Below are 16,296 nucleotides of genomic sequence, written 5' to 3' on the forward strand. Positions count from 1 at the left end.
CATCCGATAAATTTATAAACATGGACCAATTGAGTTTCGACAGCTTCACCAAAAAGATCTATATAAAAGCACCAATAGAAAAATTATACTGGAGCTGGGCCACTACAGCAGGTATCTGCTCCTGGTTTTTAAGGAAAGCCGACTATACGACTAAAAATGGAGAACTTCGAAATCCCGATGATTTTGTAGCCATTGGCGATGTATACACCTGGGAATGGCACAATTGGGACGGTCAGGAAAAAGGAACCGTTTTAGAGGCAAATGGCCAATCTACTATCTCATTTAGTTTTGCCGACGTTTGTAAAGTGACCGTTAACTTAAGAGATATGGGAAAGGCTGTTCTGGTGACACTTGTCCAGTCTGATATCCCGGTTGACGAAGAGAGTAAAATAAACATCTATACAGGTTGCAGTAATGGCTGGACATTTTGGTTGGCCAACCTCAAAGCTTACCTGGAACATGGTATTCAACTAAATGAGACAGAATTTGACCTTCGCAAAGAACCCCTCGCGGGTCATATCTTTGTAAATATGTGATTAAATTTACCCTTGTACGAGGTAGTTGTACTTATTTGAGCAAAAAAAAGCACCACTTTCGCGGCGCTCTTTTCACATCAATCATCCCTCATTTATTTGGGCATAACAACGTCTTCAATGATATGAATTACTCCATTGGAAGCCATAACGTCCGTTTTTGTAATCTTGCTATAATTGCCATTACCATCTTTAAGATAAATCCCTCCATTTTTCTTTACCGCAGTTACAGATGCACCGTTTAGTGTAGTCAATGATGCCATACCGTTTCCACTTTCAAGCGCCTTTACTACATCTGAAGCACCAATCTTTCCCGATACAACATGATAGGTTAAAATGGAACTTAATTTCTCTTTATTTTCTGGTTGCAATAAGGAATTTAATGCATTGGCGTCGATCTTAGCAAAGCCAGAATTTACTGGAGCAAATACAGTAAACGGTCCGTCACCCTGAAGAGCAGGCACCAGGTCTGCTGCTTTTAAGGCCGTAACTAGAGTAGAAAAATCGTCAACCGACACGGCTATATCTACAATATCTTTTCCTTTGTTCTGAGCATTGGCATTCTGAGTAAATGCGAATAAGATTAATGAGCTGATAATAAAAATTGCTTTTTTCATGATTTGTATTTTAGATTAATTAATAAACTATTTAATTTGCTGCGCGCTTTACAATTAGAGATACACAGGGAATATTCTTATGGATGAGCTAAAAAGAATTTTATCATATCTTTAACATTCAAAATGGCCACAGCTCTTACCGACATTCAATTAATAGATGCGCTGCGCAATGGCGATAAAAGTGCGCTTTACCAGCTGTATGACAGATACAGTGGGGCTCTTTATGGGGTTATCATTCGGATGTGCAGAGATGAAGCTTTGGCAAAGGACCTCTTGCAGGAAAGTTTTATTAAGATTTGGCAAAAAATTGCATCCTACGATGCTGACAAAGGCAAATTCTATACCTGGTCTTATCGAATAACAAAGAATACTACCCTAAATGCGCTAAGAAAATCGCGTAACCTCATCCAAAATGAGGATTTAAGTGTATATGATAATAAAAGCATAGAGGAACCCAAGCCGGATTACACCCAATTAAACGGGGCGATAAAAAATTTGGAGCCCCACCATCAAAAGGCTATTGACCTGGTATATTTTCAGGGTTTAACTCATAAAGAAGCCCATCTAGAAATGGCAGTTCCCTTAGGAACCTTCAAATCCTATATTAAACAGGCCTTAAAGAAGATAAGAGAAGGGTATGGGCCAGATGTTGTATTGCTACTAATCTTTATGCTGCAGTATGGATAGAAAAAAGATCATAGAAGACGGACTGTTGGAGCGCTACCTGCTGGGTGAGTTGCCAGAAAACCTATGTAGCGAATTAGAGCAATTACTCCAAAATGATTCATCACTAAAGGAAATGTATTCCCAGATGGAATCAGATTTTGAACAACTTGCTATGGACAACGCCATTCCACCGCCTTCAGATGTCAAAACATCTTTAAAAGAACAGATTAATCGGATGAGCAAGGGTGAGCAGCAAGGGGACCCAAAAATCAGGAGTATGGTTACCTCCAAGAACTACTCAAAGAATTTCCTGGTGGCGGCAAGCCTTGCAGCACTTCTGGCAGTAAGCTCTTTCTGGTTATATAGCAGATGGCAGCAAGCCGAAGCAAGTCTGAAACTTGTTCAGCAACAAACTACTTCACTTCAGGAGAGGGTGGTGATTCTTGAGAGCAGTGTAGAGGAATCAGAAAATAGTTTCCGTAAAATAAACAACCCAAACGTCATACCACTATTATTAAAAGGGAATGAAATTTCGCCCCAATCAAAGGCTATTGCTTTTGTAAATCATGCAGAGAAAGAAGTTATACTTAATCCCCAGGGATTGTCCCCATTAGATCAGGACCATGATTACCAGATGTGGGCCGATGTTGATGGAGAAATGATTAACATGGGAATTATACCCAAAAATAATATGCTTGTCGCCCTTAAATATATCGATGATGCAGCTTCTATAAATATCACTATTGAACCTCTAGGGGGTAGCGAGCATCCAACGGTAGAACGGCTCATCTCTAGCGTAGTTTTATAATTTTACAGGTTTCCCATACAGGTCAAAATCTGCTGCATCTGTAATTGTTATATCAACAAATTCTCCTTGTTTTAAATAATGCTCCCTGGCATCAATTAATACCTCGTTATCCACGTCTGGGGAATCATATTCCGTTCTGCCCACGAAATAGTTACCTTCTTTCCTATCGATAATACATTTATAAGTAGTACCAATCTTTTCCTGATTTAGCTCCCAGGAAATCTGAGATTGTAATGCCATTATTTCATTGGCGCGTTCTTGTTTGGTAATTTCAGGAACATCATCGACCAGGGAATACGCATGGGTATTCTCTTCATGACTATAGGTAAAACAACCCAGACGCTCGAAACGCATTTCAGCCACCCAATCCTTAAGGGTATTAAAATCTTCTTCGGTTTCTCCCGGATAGCCTACAATTAAAGTTGTCCGTATGCTCATTTCCGGTACCGCCAACCTGAAATCTTCCAGGAGTTTGGTAGTTTTTGCTTTGGTGGTTCCCCGACGCATACTTTTTAATACAGTATCTGAAATATGCTGTAATGGAATATCGATATAATTGCAAATTTTGTCCTCTTCACGCATTACTTCTAAAACATCCATTGGAAATCCGGTTGGAAAAGCATAATGCAAACGTATCCATTCTATCCCCTCTACCTTTACCAGTTCTCTGAGTAATTGGGCCAGATTGCGTTTTTTATAAAGGTCTAGTCCATAATAGGTAAGGTCCTGGGCTATCAGTACAAGTTCTTTTACCCCCTTAGCAGCAAGTTTTTCAGATTCGGCAACCAAAGACTCTATGGTCTTACTTTTGTGCTTGCCACGCATAATTGGGATGGCGCAAAAAGAACAAGGGCGGTCACAACCCTCAGCAATCTTTAAATATGCATAGTTTTTAGGGGTTGTTGTAATTCGTTCCCCAATTAATTCATGCTTGTAATCCGCCTCAAGTGCTTTTAAAAGATTTGGTAATTCACTGGTCCCAAAATAGGCGTCTACATCAGGAATTTCCTCCTCCAAATCCGGTTTATATCGTTCGCTTAAGCATCCGGTTACAAAAACCTTATCTACCTCTCCAGCCTCTTTCTTCTGGACATACCCCAGAATTGTGTTAATACTCTCCTCTTTGGCATTTGCAATAAAGCCACAAGTATTAATGACAACTATATTACCCTCTTCTTCATGAACCACCTCCTTGTCATTGGCTTCCAATTGCCCCATGAGTATTTCAGAATCGTAAATATTCTTAGAGCAACCCAGGGTTACTACATTAATTCTGTTTTTTTTTATCGATTTTGTTCGCATAGTTCGCAAATGAGGTGCAAAAATACAACTTGGTATCTCAACTAATCTTGATTATCTGTAATTCTTTATTCCAATGTGATTAAGCTTTAATAAACGATTAGCTCAAACGTGCCAGCTACTGTTATAAAAGACAACCAAACTAACCTTTAATGGCCAGTTACTTTCCTTGGGAATGGTTCTCCGGTGCCATAAAGCTTTTCATCCGATCTGAGCAATTATAACATAAAACTCCGGCAGCTATCACTGGCTATTTATAATCAGCTGGGATTTTACGAACAGGAAAAGCGTCTTCATACGCCTTCCCCAGATGTAGCAGCTTAGCTTCCTGATACTGTTTGCCAATAAATGTCAGGCTAATAGGTTCTCCGCTTGGCTTATATCCCATAGGTACAGTTAATGCGGGATATTTAGCAACCGCAGCATATCCGGCATGGTAATTATTGATAGATAAAATGGCATCAAGGCGATGTTTATTCATTGCTTCATTGAAAAATATACGTCCGTTTTTCTCCAGGTTCTTTTTGATGGTGTTCAGTTCTTCTGCGGTGGTAGTATCTGCCAGTATCCCTTCAAAGAGGGCGTGTCCATAAGGAATTCTTATCAATGAATCCTTGTTGTTAAAAGCAACCAGGCTGGGGATATCCTTAATCTCTATCCCCTTGTTTTTTGCATAGGTCGCCAAATAATTCGGGAGATCATTCTTCATATCAATATTAAGGATGCTGATAAAACCGTCCATTTTAGCTTCGGGAGGTGTAAATGGAAAAATAGTGGCGCCAGCATTCCTAAGCGCTTCTACTGTACTGTTATAAATTGAATCGCTTTCCAATAAATCTTCAAACACTCCAAATCTTTTGCCCTTAAGGCCAGTGTAGTCTTCAGCAGCTTTGTACCACTCCATTTCCCAATCTGTCTGGACAGAGGCATCATCAGTTTCGTCAAATCCCCTCATGGCATCTAAAAGGATGCCGTTGTCGACCACATTTCTTGTCATAGGCCCGGGTGTATCCAGGGTACTGGATATGGGGACTATGCCAGATCTGCTCAGTAATCCGACCGTAGGCTTTAGCCCCACTACTGAATTCTGACTCGAAGGGGACAAAATAGAGCCCGAGGTTTCAGTGCCAACTGCAGCAACGGCAAAATTGGCAGCCATAGATGTCCCGCTACCAGAGCTGCTACCGCCAGTTTCAAAGACTCTCCTTCCATAGGGGTTTAGGGTTTGACCCCCAACAGCGCTATAACCCACAGGGCAGCCGCTGCACATAAAATATGCCCATTCACTTAAATTAACCTTCCCCAAAATCAGTGCTCCATGCTCTTTTAAGCGCTGAACGATAAAGGCATCAGCCACATCGTTTCCCAACAAGGCTATAGACCCGGCAGTAGTGGCCATGCCTTCAGTGTTTATATTGTCTTTTAACAATACCGGCATTCCATAAATGGGATGATGTGATGCCGTCTTTGATTCGTTCCTAAGCTCATCTAACTTTCTGGCTTCATCTACTACATTTTCATTAAGAGCAATTACCGTATTGAGCGTCGTTTCATTGTTCAGTTCATATTTATAAATTCTGTACAAATAAAAAAGGACCAGCTCTTCATAGTTTAATTTTCCTTCATTTATATGTTCCTGCAAACTGGGAATATCTTGTTCTAAAATCAGCGGTAGCAGGGCATTATACTTTTCCTCTGACATTTTGGCAACCTCCTTATATAAAGGATTAAACACTTCATTCTTGTCTAATACTTTAGACTGAATGAGCTTATACCTCATTCTCCCCTTCTCATGGTCCTTGTTTGCGGCAACTTCGGTAGAGTCATTATAGGGTTCCCATAATTTGTCCTTTACTGATGCCTCTTTCCGATTCGGGATTTCATCGGTTATTTCGGGGCTGACTTTGTTTTTACATCCAACACAACAGATGAGCAAAAAGATTAAAATTAGATATATGTTCTTCATAGCTATTTGTTTTCCAGTAGTTGTTTCCAGGCAATAATGTTCTTTTCATTCATACGCACAAATTCGTCTTTTCCTTCCTTTTTTGCCAAATCTAAAGAGCGCTGTGCCGATAAGATGGCCGCCTTGTAATCTCCTAATTTTGCCTGTACCAGAGATTTTACACGATAATAATAGTAGGTGTCCCCTCCAATTGAAATTGCCTTTTCCAGATAGTTCAAGGCAGTCTGGTGTTCTTTCCCTTGTTCTTGCAAATACCTGGCAGCTTCATAATAGGTTTGGGCAGTTGGGGAGCCACTGATCTGTTTATTAATTTGCCCCATCATAAGATCGTCTGTTGGCACGCTTATAGGGATACTGACCCTGGTCTTTTCCCAGATCAATTGCATTGAGGCCGAATTATGATCAAGGGAATCAAAACTGATTAAGAAATTTTCCTGGGTGTAAGGTATGGTATCGGGCTCCACTTTTATCCTCAACTCGTCTTCTTCAGGATTATAAGCGGTCCGCCCATCTCCCCAATGTGTGGTATTATTGTGAAAGACAATCTCCCATTTATCTTCTTCAGGAAAGGCATAAAGTGCATAGGTTCCTGTAGGCAACATTTTACCTTGAATTATAATGTCTGTATCCACTGTAAATTTGGTAGAGGCATTGGCACCTACCCTCCAAATACGTCCATAGGGAACTAAATTTCCAAAAACCTTGCGTCCTTTGGTCCCCGGTCTTGAATATTTTATTGTAATTGATGTCAGTCCGACATGCTGAGTAATTTCAGAATACGGACTGGCTTTAGGATGTGTAATTTGTGCCGGGAGTAACGACGTTAAAAAAATCAGTCCAAATAATAATAAGAACTTCACTGGCCAATATTAAAAAAAGAATCTACAAACTCGTACTTATTAAATACCTGAAGGTCTTCCAGACCCTCTCCTACTCCAATATATTTAACCGGGATCTGAAATTGATCCGAAATACCAATTACCACCCCACCTTTAGCAGTTCCATCTAACTTAGTAACCGCCAGAGCGTTTACCTCGGTGGCTTTCGTAAATTGCTTTGCTTGTTCAAAGGCGTTTTGCCCTGTTGAACCATCTAGCACCAACAATACTTCATGGGGCGCATCGGGTACTACCTTTTGCATCACCCGTTTTACTTTTCCCAATTCATTCATCAGGTTTACTTTATTGTGCAGGCGACCAGCAGTATCAATAAGTACTATATCGGCCTGTTGGGTTACTGCAGAACTCAGCGTGTCAAAAGCCACAGAAGCAGGATCACTCCCCATTTTCTGCTTCACCAATGGAACGTCTACACGTTCTGCCCATACCTCTAACTGGTCTATGGCTGCGGCCCTAAAAGTATCTGCGGCGCCAAGCACCACCTTAAATCCTTTATTTTTAAATTGATGCGCCAGTTTACCAATGGTTGTAGTTTTACCCACCCCATTTACACCTACTACCATAATTACATATGGCCGCTTTTCCTTTGGCAATTCAAAATCTTCAGCTTCTCCCAGGTGTGTTTCAGATAGTAACCCGGCAATTTCTTCCCTTAGAATACCATTTAATTCTTCGGTACCAACATATTTGTCCTTAGCTACCCGCTCCTCTATTCTTTCTATGATCTTCAGGGTAGTATTTACCCCGACATCTGAAGTCACCAGAACTTCTTCCAGGTTATCCAGGACATCATCATCAACTTTGGATTTGCCCGCCACGGCCTTGCCCAGTTTTGTCAGAAAGCTGGTCTTCGTCTTCTCCAGACCCTTGTCTAAAGTCTCTTTTTTCTGAGAAGAAAATATTTTTTTAAATAAACTCATACCTTAACGAAATCATTTATCAAAGATAGGAAATGGAGGTTTACAAAATAGCATTCTCCCAACTTTGTCTATTAGAACCAAAGATCCTGAAGCGGCTATATATATGAAACAAAAAAGCCGCTTTCACAGGAAAGCGGCTTTAATTATATACTGGTTAGTCGGTTACTTTTTAGAAAGCCATTCGTTCACCGCTTCAGGTGGCATAACAGCTTCTTGAAATGTATATGCTCCACTTTTAGGAGATTTTACCATTTTTATGGCCTTGGTAAGCCTTTTAGAACTGGATTGTAGGGTTGCTACCGTCTTCTTTGCCATAATGTTTTATTTTATCTCTTTATGAACAGTCATTTTCTTCAGAATAGGATTAAATTTTTTCACCTCTAACCTATCCGGAGTATTCTTTTTATTCTTGGTCGTAATATACCTGGAAGTACCTGGCATACCAGAATCCTTATGCTCTGTGCATTCTAATATCACCTGTACTCTATTTCCTTTTTTTGCCATCGTACTATACTGATCTATTTCGGACTATTTTATTAAGCCTTTTGCTCTGGCCTCCTTAAGAACGGCAGAAATACCCTTCTTGTTAATGCTCTTGAGCGCCCTAGTTGAAACTTTCAAAGTTACCCAACGGTCTTCTTCAGGAATATAAAAACGTTTTTTAGAAAGATTCACATCAAATCTTCTTCTTGTCTTATTGATAGAAAAAGATACGTTATTTCCAAACATTGCTCTCTTTCCTGTAAGTTCACAAACTTTTGACATCGCGCTACTTTTTACTTGATTTTAAACAGGCTGCAAATTTATGTCATTTTAAGAGAAGTGCAAAATTCTTTGCTAGAAATTTAAAATTTCTTTTTGAAGCATTTCAAAAGCCTTATTTACCGATTTTTGCACAATTCTTGTTCGGTGATTTCCCATTATAAACTTCTGAGCACAAACCTTTTTGGGGCCGGCTATAGCAATATACACCGTTCCAACGGGTGCATCCGAATCTCCTTTTGTTGGCCCGGCGTTTCCTGTAGTGGCCACACCAAAATCCGCATTTAAGAGTTGCCTGACATTTTGGGCCATGGCGAGGGCAACTTCTTCACTCACCACAGAATGTTTTTTAATCAATTCTTCCGGTACTTGTAATACCTTCATTTTAGCCTCAGTGGCATAGCTCACAATACTACCCTTAAAGAATGCAGAAGCTCCGGGAATTGCAGTTATATGTTCGGCAATTCTACCTCCTGTAAAACTCTCAGCAGTAGCGAGGGTCATTCCCCGTTCAGTAAGTAAGTTGGCGATTCCGGCTTCTATCGGCCCCTCCTCTTCCTCTCCAAATATTATATCTCCAATAAGAGTATAAAGTTCCTTTATTGCCTTATCCACAGCTTCTTCCAGGAGCGCTATGTCCTTGCCTTTGGCAGACAATCTTAATCTAACTTTACCCAAGTTGGGCAGATATGCCAGTTTTACATAGTCTGGCAGGGCATCTTCCCAGGTTTCAATTCTGTCCGCGATTGCGCTTTCGCCCAGGCCGTAGGTAATTAAGGTTCTGTGAACAATATAAGGACGCTCAAATTCTGCCGCAATTTTTGGAAGTACATAATCTTCCATAAGATGTTTCATTTCAAAAGGGACTCCAGGCAATGAAATAAATGCCGTTTTGCCTTCTTTAATCCACATCCCTGGAGCTGTACCGTTGGCATTGTGCAGTACCTGGGCCTTTGAAGGAACCAACGCCTGTTTTCTGTTGATCTCAGAAATTGGCGTGCTGATATACTTCTTAAATAGCTCAATGACATGTTCCAAGACCTGGGCATCCTCTACCAAAGTATCATCAAAATATTCAGCAAGGGTACGTTTTGTAATATCATCTTTGGTAGGTCCAAGACCGCCGGTTAAAATTACAATAGATGCTCTGGTAGCGGCCTCCTCCATAGCCTCGAGAATATGTTCCTTATTGTCCTGGACAGAGGTGATCTGGTATATCGAAATACCAATATTGTTAAGTGCTTTGGCAATAAAAGCGGAGTTGGTGTCTACAATCTGCCCAATAAGAATCTCATCCCCAATGGTGATAATCTCGGCAAACATCAGAAATCAAAATCTTTTTTGAGTTCCGAAATTACCTGAAGAATGTCTTTTTTTAATAAAGGGAATTTTTGTTCTATCTCCTCGCTGTTTTCAGAACTCTTGCCTAAATTTTCTATTTCAAGAGCAACTGCTCTTGATTGTTCCATACCGAGGAGATCTACATTGGGCTTTATTTTATGCGCCAATTTATAGACATTTTCATAGTCCATATTGGTAATTGCCATCTCCAGGCTTTCAAGATCCTGGGGTACTTCCTCCAGAAATACAGAAATTACAGAATTGATAAAATCCTGATCCCCATCAGCCATCTCATTTAATTTATCCAGATTGTATATCATTCACTTAATTTTTACTGTAAAAACCTCTTCATTTTCTAGTACCCCCGAAAGGTAGTCATTTGCGATAACTCTTCCAACACCGGCAGGTGTCCCGGTAAAGATAATATCTCCTTTTTTCAACATAAAAAATTGTGAAACATAAGAAATTAACTCATCTATTTTCCAAAGCATAAACCTGGTATTGCCACTTTGCACAACTTCACTGTTTTTAAGTAGTGAAAAGTTTAAATCGTCTACACTTTTAAAATCAGACTTGGGAAACCACTTCCCAATAACGGCTGAACCGTCAAAGCCTTTCGCTTTTTCCCAGGGAAGCCCCTTTTCTTTCAATTGCTGTTGCAGATCTCTGGCTGTAAAATCGATGCCAAGACCAATTTCATCATAATAGTTAGGTGCAAATTTCCTGTCAATATGCTTTCCCACCTTGTTAATCTTTACCAGCACTTCTACCTCATAATGTATATTCTGTGAAAAGTCTGGCAGATAAAAATCCTGCTCCCTGGGCAGCACGGCGGAATCTGGCTTGATAAAAACAACAGGGTCTTTGGGGCGTTCATTCTCCAATTCTTCTATATGATCAACATAATTTCTTCCAATACAAATTATCTTCATAACTGTAATTTAATAGCCAATCCCTGTCAATGATTGGTAATTAATCATGGCTATTTAAGCTTATTGTTCAGTTTTTTAAGCTTAATCTGAGTTAAAATCTTCTTGGTATACAGCGGAAAATCCGCATTGAGTATCCATCCAAAGTACCCTGGCTCATTTTCAAGAACCTCCGCTACTTTCTTACCCTTGTGTTTTCCAAACGAGAATATTTCTTCTTCATCCTCGTCCAAAATAATGAACCCGGCAAAATCTACGCTTTGCTTTCTTTTAGAAAATTCGGCGAGCTTTTTTACATTGTTTTCAAGTTCAGGATACCTGTCTAATTGGGACAATAACACTTCATAGGTGGCAATAGTATCTGCCTCGGCACTATGGGCATCTGTGAGGTCTTTGTCGCAGTAAAATTTATATGCAGCTTCCAGGGTTCGCTTTTCCATCTTGTGAAAAATGGTCTGCACATCTATGGAGACCATATTTTTCATGTCAAAATCTACTTCTGCCCGCAACATTTCCTCTGCAAGAAGTGGAATATCAAAACGGTCAGAATTAAATCCACCCAGGTCACTGTCCTTAATCATGTTATATATCTCCTTAGACAAGGCCTTAAAAGTGGGGGCATTGGCTACTTTTTCATCAGATATACCATGAATGGCGACCACCTCAGCAGGAATAGACATTTCCGGGTTTACCAACCATGTTTTGCTCTCTTTGTTTCCGTTGGGATAAACTTTTAAAATAGAGATCTCAACAATACGGTCTTTTGCCACATTTATTCCAGTGGTTTCAAGGTCGAAAAAGCAAATGGGTTTTGTAAGTTGTAAGTGCATTTTTGCAATTTTTACAAAGATAAGTCTTTGTGCAGCTTTAGGAATTGAATAAACGGTTTATTTAAAAGCTGTTCAGCCAGTATAGGTATATACCGTACTATATAAATCTGCCGGCACTGGGATGCTATTATTTTCAGCAATTGTATCTAAGGCCGTCATAACTTTTTTGTGGAGATCTTGCTTGCCAAATTGTTGTTTGAGCCAGTGAAACTGTATACTATCCGCCAGTAAAATATGTGAAAGCTGTTCCGGGTTTAGCCCAAGAATGGTTTTTTCTTTTTGTTTTTGCAGCAACTTAAAATCGGTAAGATCCAAACCAGACAGGTCAACATCATGCTTGTAATCAGTTCCAACACTTAAAAATTGTTCATTGGTAATACTGCTTAATATCGCAGCAGTCAGTACCTCAAAATCGTATATAACCACCTTAGCTCCCGACCGAGCTACCCGCGATACTTCTTTTAACAATTCCTGAGACTTAGCATAATATAAGACTCCAGCAAAGGTTATTATTGTTGCTTCATCATTTTTTAAGGGAATAGTTACCAGATCGTATCCGCTATAGGTTACTCTGGGATGTGCTATGGCATTGTTAAGCATGGCCGCGCTGGGCTCTATCCCAATAACCTGTTCGCAAAATGCTGAAAGCGCAATTGAAGACTGTCCTGTCCCACTACCAATATCAAGTCCCTTATCAAAACGTTCATTTCTAAGGCAATCTGCAAGTATTAAACTGTGTAGCTCTGGCCTGAACGCATGGTAATGAATTGCGATTTCCTCGTCGTAGTCCTGTTCCATTTTGCTGAAAAATACCAATTTCTGAATTGGGGGTTCAATCCTATTCACAAAGCGTATTGTCTAAAACATCTTAAACTTCTCTATTGGGGTCCCAGGCCTCTAGATAATCTGCAACTGCTTTTACAAACATCCCACCAAGGGCTCCATTGACCACCCTATGGTCATAACTGTGAGAAAGAAACATTTTAGAGCGAATCCCAATAAAGTCACCCTCACTGGTTTCAATTACGGCAGGCATTTTCCTAATAGCTCCTAAAGCCATAATACCTACCTGAGGCTGGTTAATAATCGGGGTGCCAAAAACACTTCCAAAAGAACCTACATTGGTCACCGTGTAAGTGCCATCTTTAATTTCATCTGGTTTTAAGGCATTGTTTCTAGACCTGCTGGCCAGATCATTAACAACTTTAGCCATACCCACTAAATTTAATTGATCGGCATTCTTGATCACCGGAACAATTAAGTTACCATCGGGAAGGGCAGCTGCCATTCCTATATTGATATTTTTTTTCTTAATTACAGTTTCCCCTTCCACGGAAATATTCATCATGGGGAAATTCTTTAGGGCTTTGGCTATGGCCTCCATAAAAATTGGTGTAAAAGTAAGTTTCTCTCCTTCGCGTTGTTGAAAAGTGTCTTTTACCTTGTTGCGCCATGCCACCACATTAGTGACATCTACTTCGATAAAGCTTTGAACATGGGCAGAAGTTGCAACACTGTTACTCATATGCTGAGCAACCAACTTACCCATTCTGGTCATAGGGATAATTTCATCCCCACCGACAGATTGTACCGTTGAAATCTGGTGGGCCTCAGTGGGTTTTTTGACCGTTTCCTTCGGAGGACTTACCAGCTGAGGGGTCTCCGGAGTTTTAGGTTCCACAGCCTTAGGCTGAGAAGTTCTTTGGTCAACATAAGAAAGTATGTCGGTCTTAGTTACTCTACCCTCCTTACCCGAACCTGCAATACTATCCAGTTCGGCCAGTGAAATACCTTCTTGTTTTGCAATATTTTTTACCAGTGGTGAATAAAAGCGTTCTGATGTTTTGTAGTTGTTTTCTGTTACCTTAACCGGAGATGCAGCAATTTCACGGGCTACCTCAACAGTTTGTTCCACTTCAGACACGGCAGCCGGAGTAGCTTCCTCAACAAGCTCGGTAACATTTGTTTCTGATCCGGATGTTTCGGAAGATTCCTGCCCGTTTAATTCGATAACAGCTACAGTCTGCCCTACCTTAATAATATCGTCTACATTGAAAAGTTGCTCTACAAGGGTTCCTTCCACCTCGCTCGGCACCTCAGAATCTACCTTATCGGTGGCTATCTCAAAAACAGCTTCATCCAATTCAATGGTATCCCCTACCTCCTTTAACCAGGAAGTTAAAGTGGCTTCTGCAACGCTTTCCCCCATCTGGGGTAATTTTAATTCAAACTTTGACATATTACTATTTAAAGCACTCTATTTGAACAATTTTTTGCAAAAATACTAAAAAAACGTCCTTATTTTTAAATTTATTGTATAGTTCTGCTCTAAGATACTCTTAAAGAACCTTCAAATGGAATCCTGTTCAGAATACTTCTTCCCAAGGTGACTTCATCTGTATATTCAAGATCATCCCCAACAGATACTCCTCTGGCTATTGTTGAGGTCTTAATATCTAATCCTTCCAACTGCTTATAAATATAAAAATTAGTGGTATCGCCTTCCATGGTAGAGCTAAGGGCAAAAATAAACTCCTGTATCTCCCCTTCCTTTGCTTTTTTTACCAGAGAACTAATTGTGAGATCCTGAGGCCCAACCCCTTCCATTGGGGATATTTTACCGCCCAAAACATGATACAAGCCCTTGTACTGCCCTGTATTTTCTATAGCCATTACATCCCTGATATCCTCTACAACACAGACCAGCCGCCCATCTCTTTTGGGATTGGCGCAAATTTCACATTCTTCAACATCCGAGATATTATGACAATTGTTGCAAAACTTAATTTCTCCGCGCAATTTCTGAAGTGCCTCAGACAAACTATTGGTTTGTTCCCCGGGTTGTTTAAGCAAATGAAGTACCAGCCGAAGTGCCGTTCGTTTGCCTATTCCCGGCAATTTAGACATTTCATAAACCGCATTTTCCAAAAGCTTTGAAGAAAATTCCATCCTGAATAGATTACCAAACAAAATTACAATTTTAAAGACTTTCTTAGCGATTTTTTTCCAGATTCATTGAATTTATGGAAAAGATATGGGCTGTACCAGCCTTCTGAATCTGCCCTACATCAGCACTCAATACAGCTAAAGAAAATAGTTCAGAAAACCCAATTCTATCCGCACCACAGATCAATCTTAGAAGTGCTTGGATGGTTTTATTTTTGAAGCATCCACTTTTTGATGTATCTCTTTTTGTATTTTGCGCTTTAATTAAAGATTATATGACAGCTTCGCATATTCTGTTCCTGATAGGTGGTTATTTTCTTTTGCTTTTATTGATCTCTTATTTTACCGGGAAGAACGACTCTAACACAGATTTTTTTAAAGCCGGTAAACAATCGCCCTGGTATGTAGTTGCCTTTGGAATGATTGGCGCCTCTCTTTCTGGTGTTACCTTTATTTCCGTTCCGGGATGGGTGGCCGATTCACAGTTCAGCTATATGCAGGTGGTGTTGGGGTATATGGTAGGTTATTTGGTAGTGGCCTATGTGCTGCTTCCCATATATTACAAATGGAATCTCACCTCAATTTATGAGTATTTGAGTCAGCGTTTTGGGGTAGTAAGTCATAAGGTAGGGGCCATATCCTTTTTTATTTCCAGAGTACTTGGGGCATCTTTTCGTTTATTTCTGGTTGCCATTGTTTTACAGCAATTTGTTTTTGATTCCTGGAATGTACCTTTTGAAGTCACAGTGACATTATCTATTCTACTGATCTGGATCTATACCTTCAGAGGTGGTATAAAAACCATTGTCTGGACAGACACTCTGCAAACCTTGTTCATGATTTTATCGGTAGTTTTATCAATCCACTTTATCCTGGAAGCCATGGACTGGAACTTTAGCGATTTTCTGGGATCTGAAGAGTTTAGCCAATACAGCAAAACCATTTTCACCGATGATTTTTTTGCCCGTAATCATTTTCTTAAGTCATTTATCGGAGGTATGTTCATAACCATCTGTATGACTGGTTTGGACCAGGATATGATGCAAAAAAACCTTACCTGCAAAAACCTTAAGGATGCCAAAAAGAACATGGTCACCTTTAGTATATCTCTTGTGGTCGTGACTTTTGTTTTTATGTTATTGGGTGCCCTGCTTTTTATATATGCCGATAAATTCAACATAGAAGTACCTTTAATGGATGGCACTCCAAAAACAGATCTGCTATTCCCTGAAATAGCACTCAATAGTGGTTTAGGTATTACGGTTGGCGTCACCTTTATGTTAGGACTAATTGCTGCAGCCTATAGTAGTGCTGATAGCGCTCTTACATCGCTCACTACCTCCTTTTGTATCGACTTTTTGGGGATAGATCGGAAGACAGAGAAATTGCAAAAAAGTATCAGAAAGAAGACGCATATATGGATGAGCATTTTGCTAATTGTGGTCGTTATTATATTTAAGTATGTGTTAGACAGAAATGTAATTGACGGATTGCTAACAGTGGCTTCTTATACCTATGGTCCCCTACTGGGCCTTTTCGCATTTGGTATCCTTACTAAATATGCCCTGAAAGATAAATACGTTTGGATGGTTGCACTTATATCTGTTTCATTGATAGTTGTATTGGCAAATATTCCTCCAGAGTATTTCGGCGGTTATATATTTGGCTACGAATTACTTCCCCTGAATGGTCTTTTCACTTTTTTCGGACTCTGGTTGATAAGAAAAAAGCCAGGATCCGAAAGTTAAATCGTACAATTTTATATGCACCCAAAAGAACT

The 16,296-nt window shown here is 39.9% G+C and carries 19 protein-coding genes; 4 read left to right on the forward strand and 15 right to left on the reverse strand.

What is annotated here, in order from left to right; genetic code table 11:
* The first annotated feature begins 20 nt into the window (after positions 1 to 20).
* Positions 21 to 536: an SRPBCC family protein gene (locus J1G40_RS14000; RefSeq protein ID WP_265243274.1), complete on the forward strand. Its 516-nt coding sequence runs from the start codon at positions 21 to 23 to the stop codon at positions 534 to 536.
* A 92-nt stretch (positions 537 to 628) separates the two neighbouring features.
* Here J1G40_RS14000 and J1G40_RS14005 read toward each other — a convergent pair whose 3' ends face one another.
* The gene (locus J1G40_RS14005) at positions 629 to 1,150 is read right to left on the reverse strand and encodes a fasciclin domain-containing protein (protein ID WP_265243275.1); all 522 of its coding nucleotides are present in this window, start codon (positions 1,148 to 1,150) and stop codon (positions 629 to 631) included.
* Positions 1,151 to 1,273: 123 nt separating this feature from the next.
* Between J1G40_RS14005 and J1G40_RS14010 the strand changes: the two genes are divergently transcribed.
* Entirely contained in the window at positions 1,274 to 1,837 is a 564-nt protein-coding gene (locus tag J1G40_RS14010) for an RNA polymerase sigma factor (RefSeq protein WP_265243276.1), read from the forward strand.
* Entirely contained in the window at positions 1,830 to 2,624 is a 795-nt protein-coding gene (locus J1G40_RS14015) for an anti-sigma factor (protein WP_265243277.1), read from the forward strand. The genes J1G40_RS14010 and J1G40_RS14015 overlap by 8 nt, the downstream gene beginning before the upstream one ends.
* On the opposite strand, the gene rimO is transcribed toward J1G40_RS14015, so the two are convergent.
* From rimO to recR, 14 genes are all read right to left on the reverse strand, one after another.
* Positions 2,619 to 3,926 carry a 30S ribosomal protein S12 methylthiotransferase RimO gene (gene rimO / locus J1G40_RS14020; RefSeq protein WP_265243278.1) on the reverse strand — a complete coding sequence of 436 codons (1,308 nt, stop codon included), beginning with the start codon at positions 3,924 to 3,926 and terminating at the stop codon, positions 2,619 to 2,621. The two genes, J1G40_RS14015 and rimO, sit on opposite strands and share 6 nt — an antisense overlap.
* A gap of 247 nt (positions 3,927 to 4,173) precedes the next feature.
* Entirely contained in the window at positions 4,174 to 5,889 is a 1,716-nt protein-coding gene (locus J1G40_RS14025) for an amidase family protein (RefSeq protein ID WP_265243279.1), read from the reverse strand.
* Between the two features lie 2 nt (positions 5,890 to 5,891).
* Entirely contained in the window at positions 5,892 to 6,749 is an 858-nt protein-coding gene (locus tag J1G40_RS14030; RefSeq protein WP_265243280.1) for a DUF2911 domain-containing protein, read from the reverse strand.
* The gene (gene ftsY, locus J1G40_RS14035) at positions 6,746 to 7,708 is read right to left on the reverse strand and encodes a signal recognition particle-docking protein FtsY (RefSeq protein WP_265243281.1); all 963 of its coding nucleotides are present in this window, start codon (positions 7,706 to 7,708) and stop codon (positions 6,746 to 6,748) included. Before ftsY ends, J1G40_RS14030 begins: the two co-directional genes overlap by 4 nt.
* 162 nt (positions 7,709 to 7,870) lie before the next feature.
* Positions 7,871 to 8,023, reverse strand: coding sequence for a DUF4295 domain-containing protein (locus tag J1G40_RS14040; RefSeq protein ID WP_265243282.1), 153 nt, complete (start codon positions 8,021 to 8,023; stop codon positions 7,871 to 7,873).
* A 6-nt stretch (positions 8,024 to 8,029) separates the two neighbouring features.
* On the reverse strand, positions 8,030 to 8,212 hold the full coding sequence (rpmG, locus tag J1G40_RS14045) for a 50S ribosomal protein L33 (protein WP_265243283.1): 183 nt from the start codon (positions 8,210 to 8,212) through the stop codon (positions 8,030 to 8,032).
* Positions 8,213 to 8,236: 24 nt separating this feature from the next.
* Entirely contained in the window at positions 8,237 to 8,473 is a 237-nt protein-coding gene (gene rpmB, locus J1G40_RS14050) for a 50S ribosomal protein L28 (protein WP_265243284.1), read from the reverse strand.
* 72 nt (positions 8,474 to 8,545) lie between these two features.
* Positions 8,546 to 9,793: a competence/damage-inducible protein A gene (locus tag J1G40_RS14055; protein ID WP_265243285.1), complete on the reverse strand. Its 1,248-nt coding sequence runs from the start codon at positions 9,791 to 9,793 to the stop codon at positions 8,546 to 8,548.
* The gene (locus J1G40_RS14060; RefSeq protein WP_265243286.1) at positions 9,793 to 10,131 is read right to left on the reverse strand and encodes an Hpt domain-containing protein; all 339 of its coding nucleotides are present in this window, start codon (positions 10,129 to 10,131) and stop codon (positions 9,793 to 9,795) included. The genes J1G40_RS14055 and J1G40_RS14060 overlap by 1 nt, the downstream gene beginning before the upstream one ends.
* On the reverse strand, positions 10,132 to 10,743 hold the full coding sequence (locus J1G40_RS14065) for a fumarylacetoacetate hydrolase family protein (protein ID WP_265243287.1): 612 nt from the start codon (positions 10,741 to 10,743) through the stop codon (positions 10,132 to 10,134).
* Positions 10,744 to 10,793: 50 nt separating this feature from the next.
* Positions 10,794 to 11,570, reverse strand: a complete 777-nt coding sequence (locus J1G40_RS14070) for a 3'-5' exonuclease (RefSeq protein WP_265243288.1) — start codon at positions 11,568 to 11,570, stop codon at positions 10,794 to 10,796.
* A gap of 72 nt (positions 11,571 to 11,642) precedes the next feature.
* Positions 11,643 to 12,416, reverse strand: a complete 774-nt coding sequence (locus tag J1G40_RS14075; protein WP_265243289.1) for a class I SAM-dependent methyltransferase — start codon at positions 12,414 to 12,416, stop codon at positions 11,643 to 11,645.
* Between the two features lie 22 nt (positions 12,417 to 12,438).
* Complete coding sequence (locus tag J1G40_RS14080; RefSeq protein WP_265243290.1) at positions 12,439 to 13,809, reverse strand: dihydrolipoamide acetyltransferase family protein; 1,371 nt, start codon at positions 13,807 to 13,809, stop codon at positions 12,439 to 12,441.
* Positions 13,810 to 13,898: 89 nt separating this feature from the next.
* Complete coding sequence (gene recR, locus J1G40_RS14085) at positions 13,899 to 14,519, reverse strand: recombination mediator RecR (protein WP_265243291.1); 621 nt, start codon at positions 14,517 to 14,519, stop codon at positions 13,899 to 13,901.
* A 272-nt stretch (positions 14,520 to 14,791) separates the two neighbouring features.
* Between recR and J1G40_RS14090 the strand changes: the two genes are divergently transcribed.
* Positions 14,792 to 16,264 (forward strand): sodium:solute symporter, encoded by a 1,473-nt coding sequence (locus J1G40_RS14090; RefSeq protein WP_265243292.1) that lies wholly within the window; start codon positions 14,792 to 14,794, stop codon positions 16,262 to 16,264.
* Positions 16,265 to 16,296: the final 32 nt, after the last annotated feature.

This window comes from Muriicola sp. Z0-33 (genome assembly GCF_026126425.1).
Lineage (GTDB): Bacteria > Bacteroidota > Bacteroidia > Flavobacteriales > Flavobacteriaceae > JAFMPW01.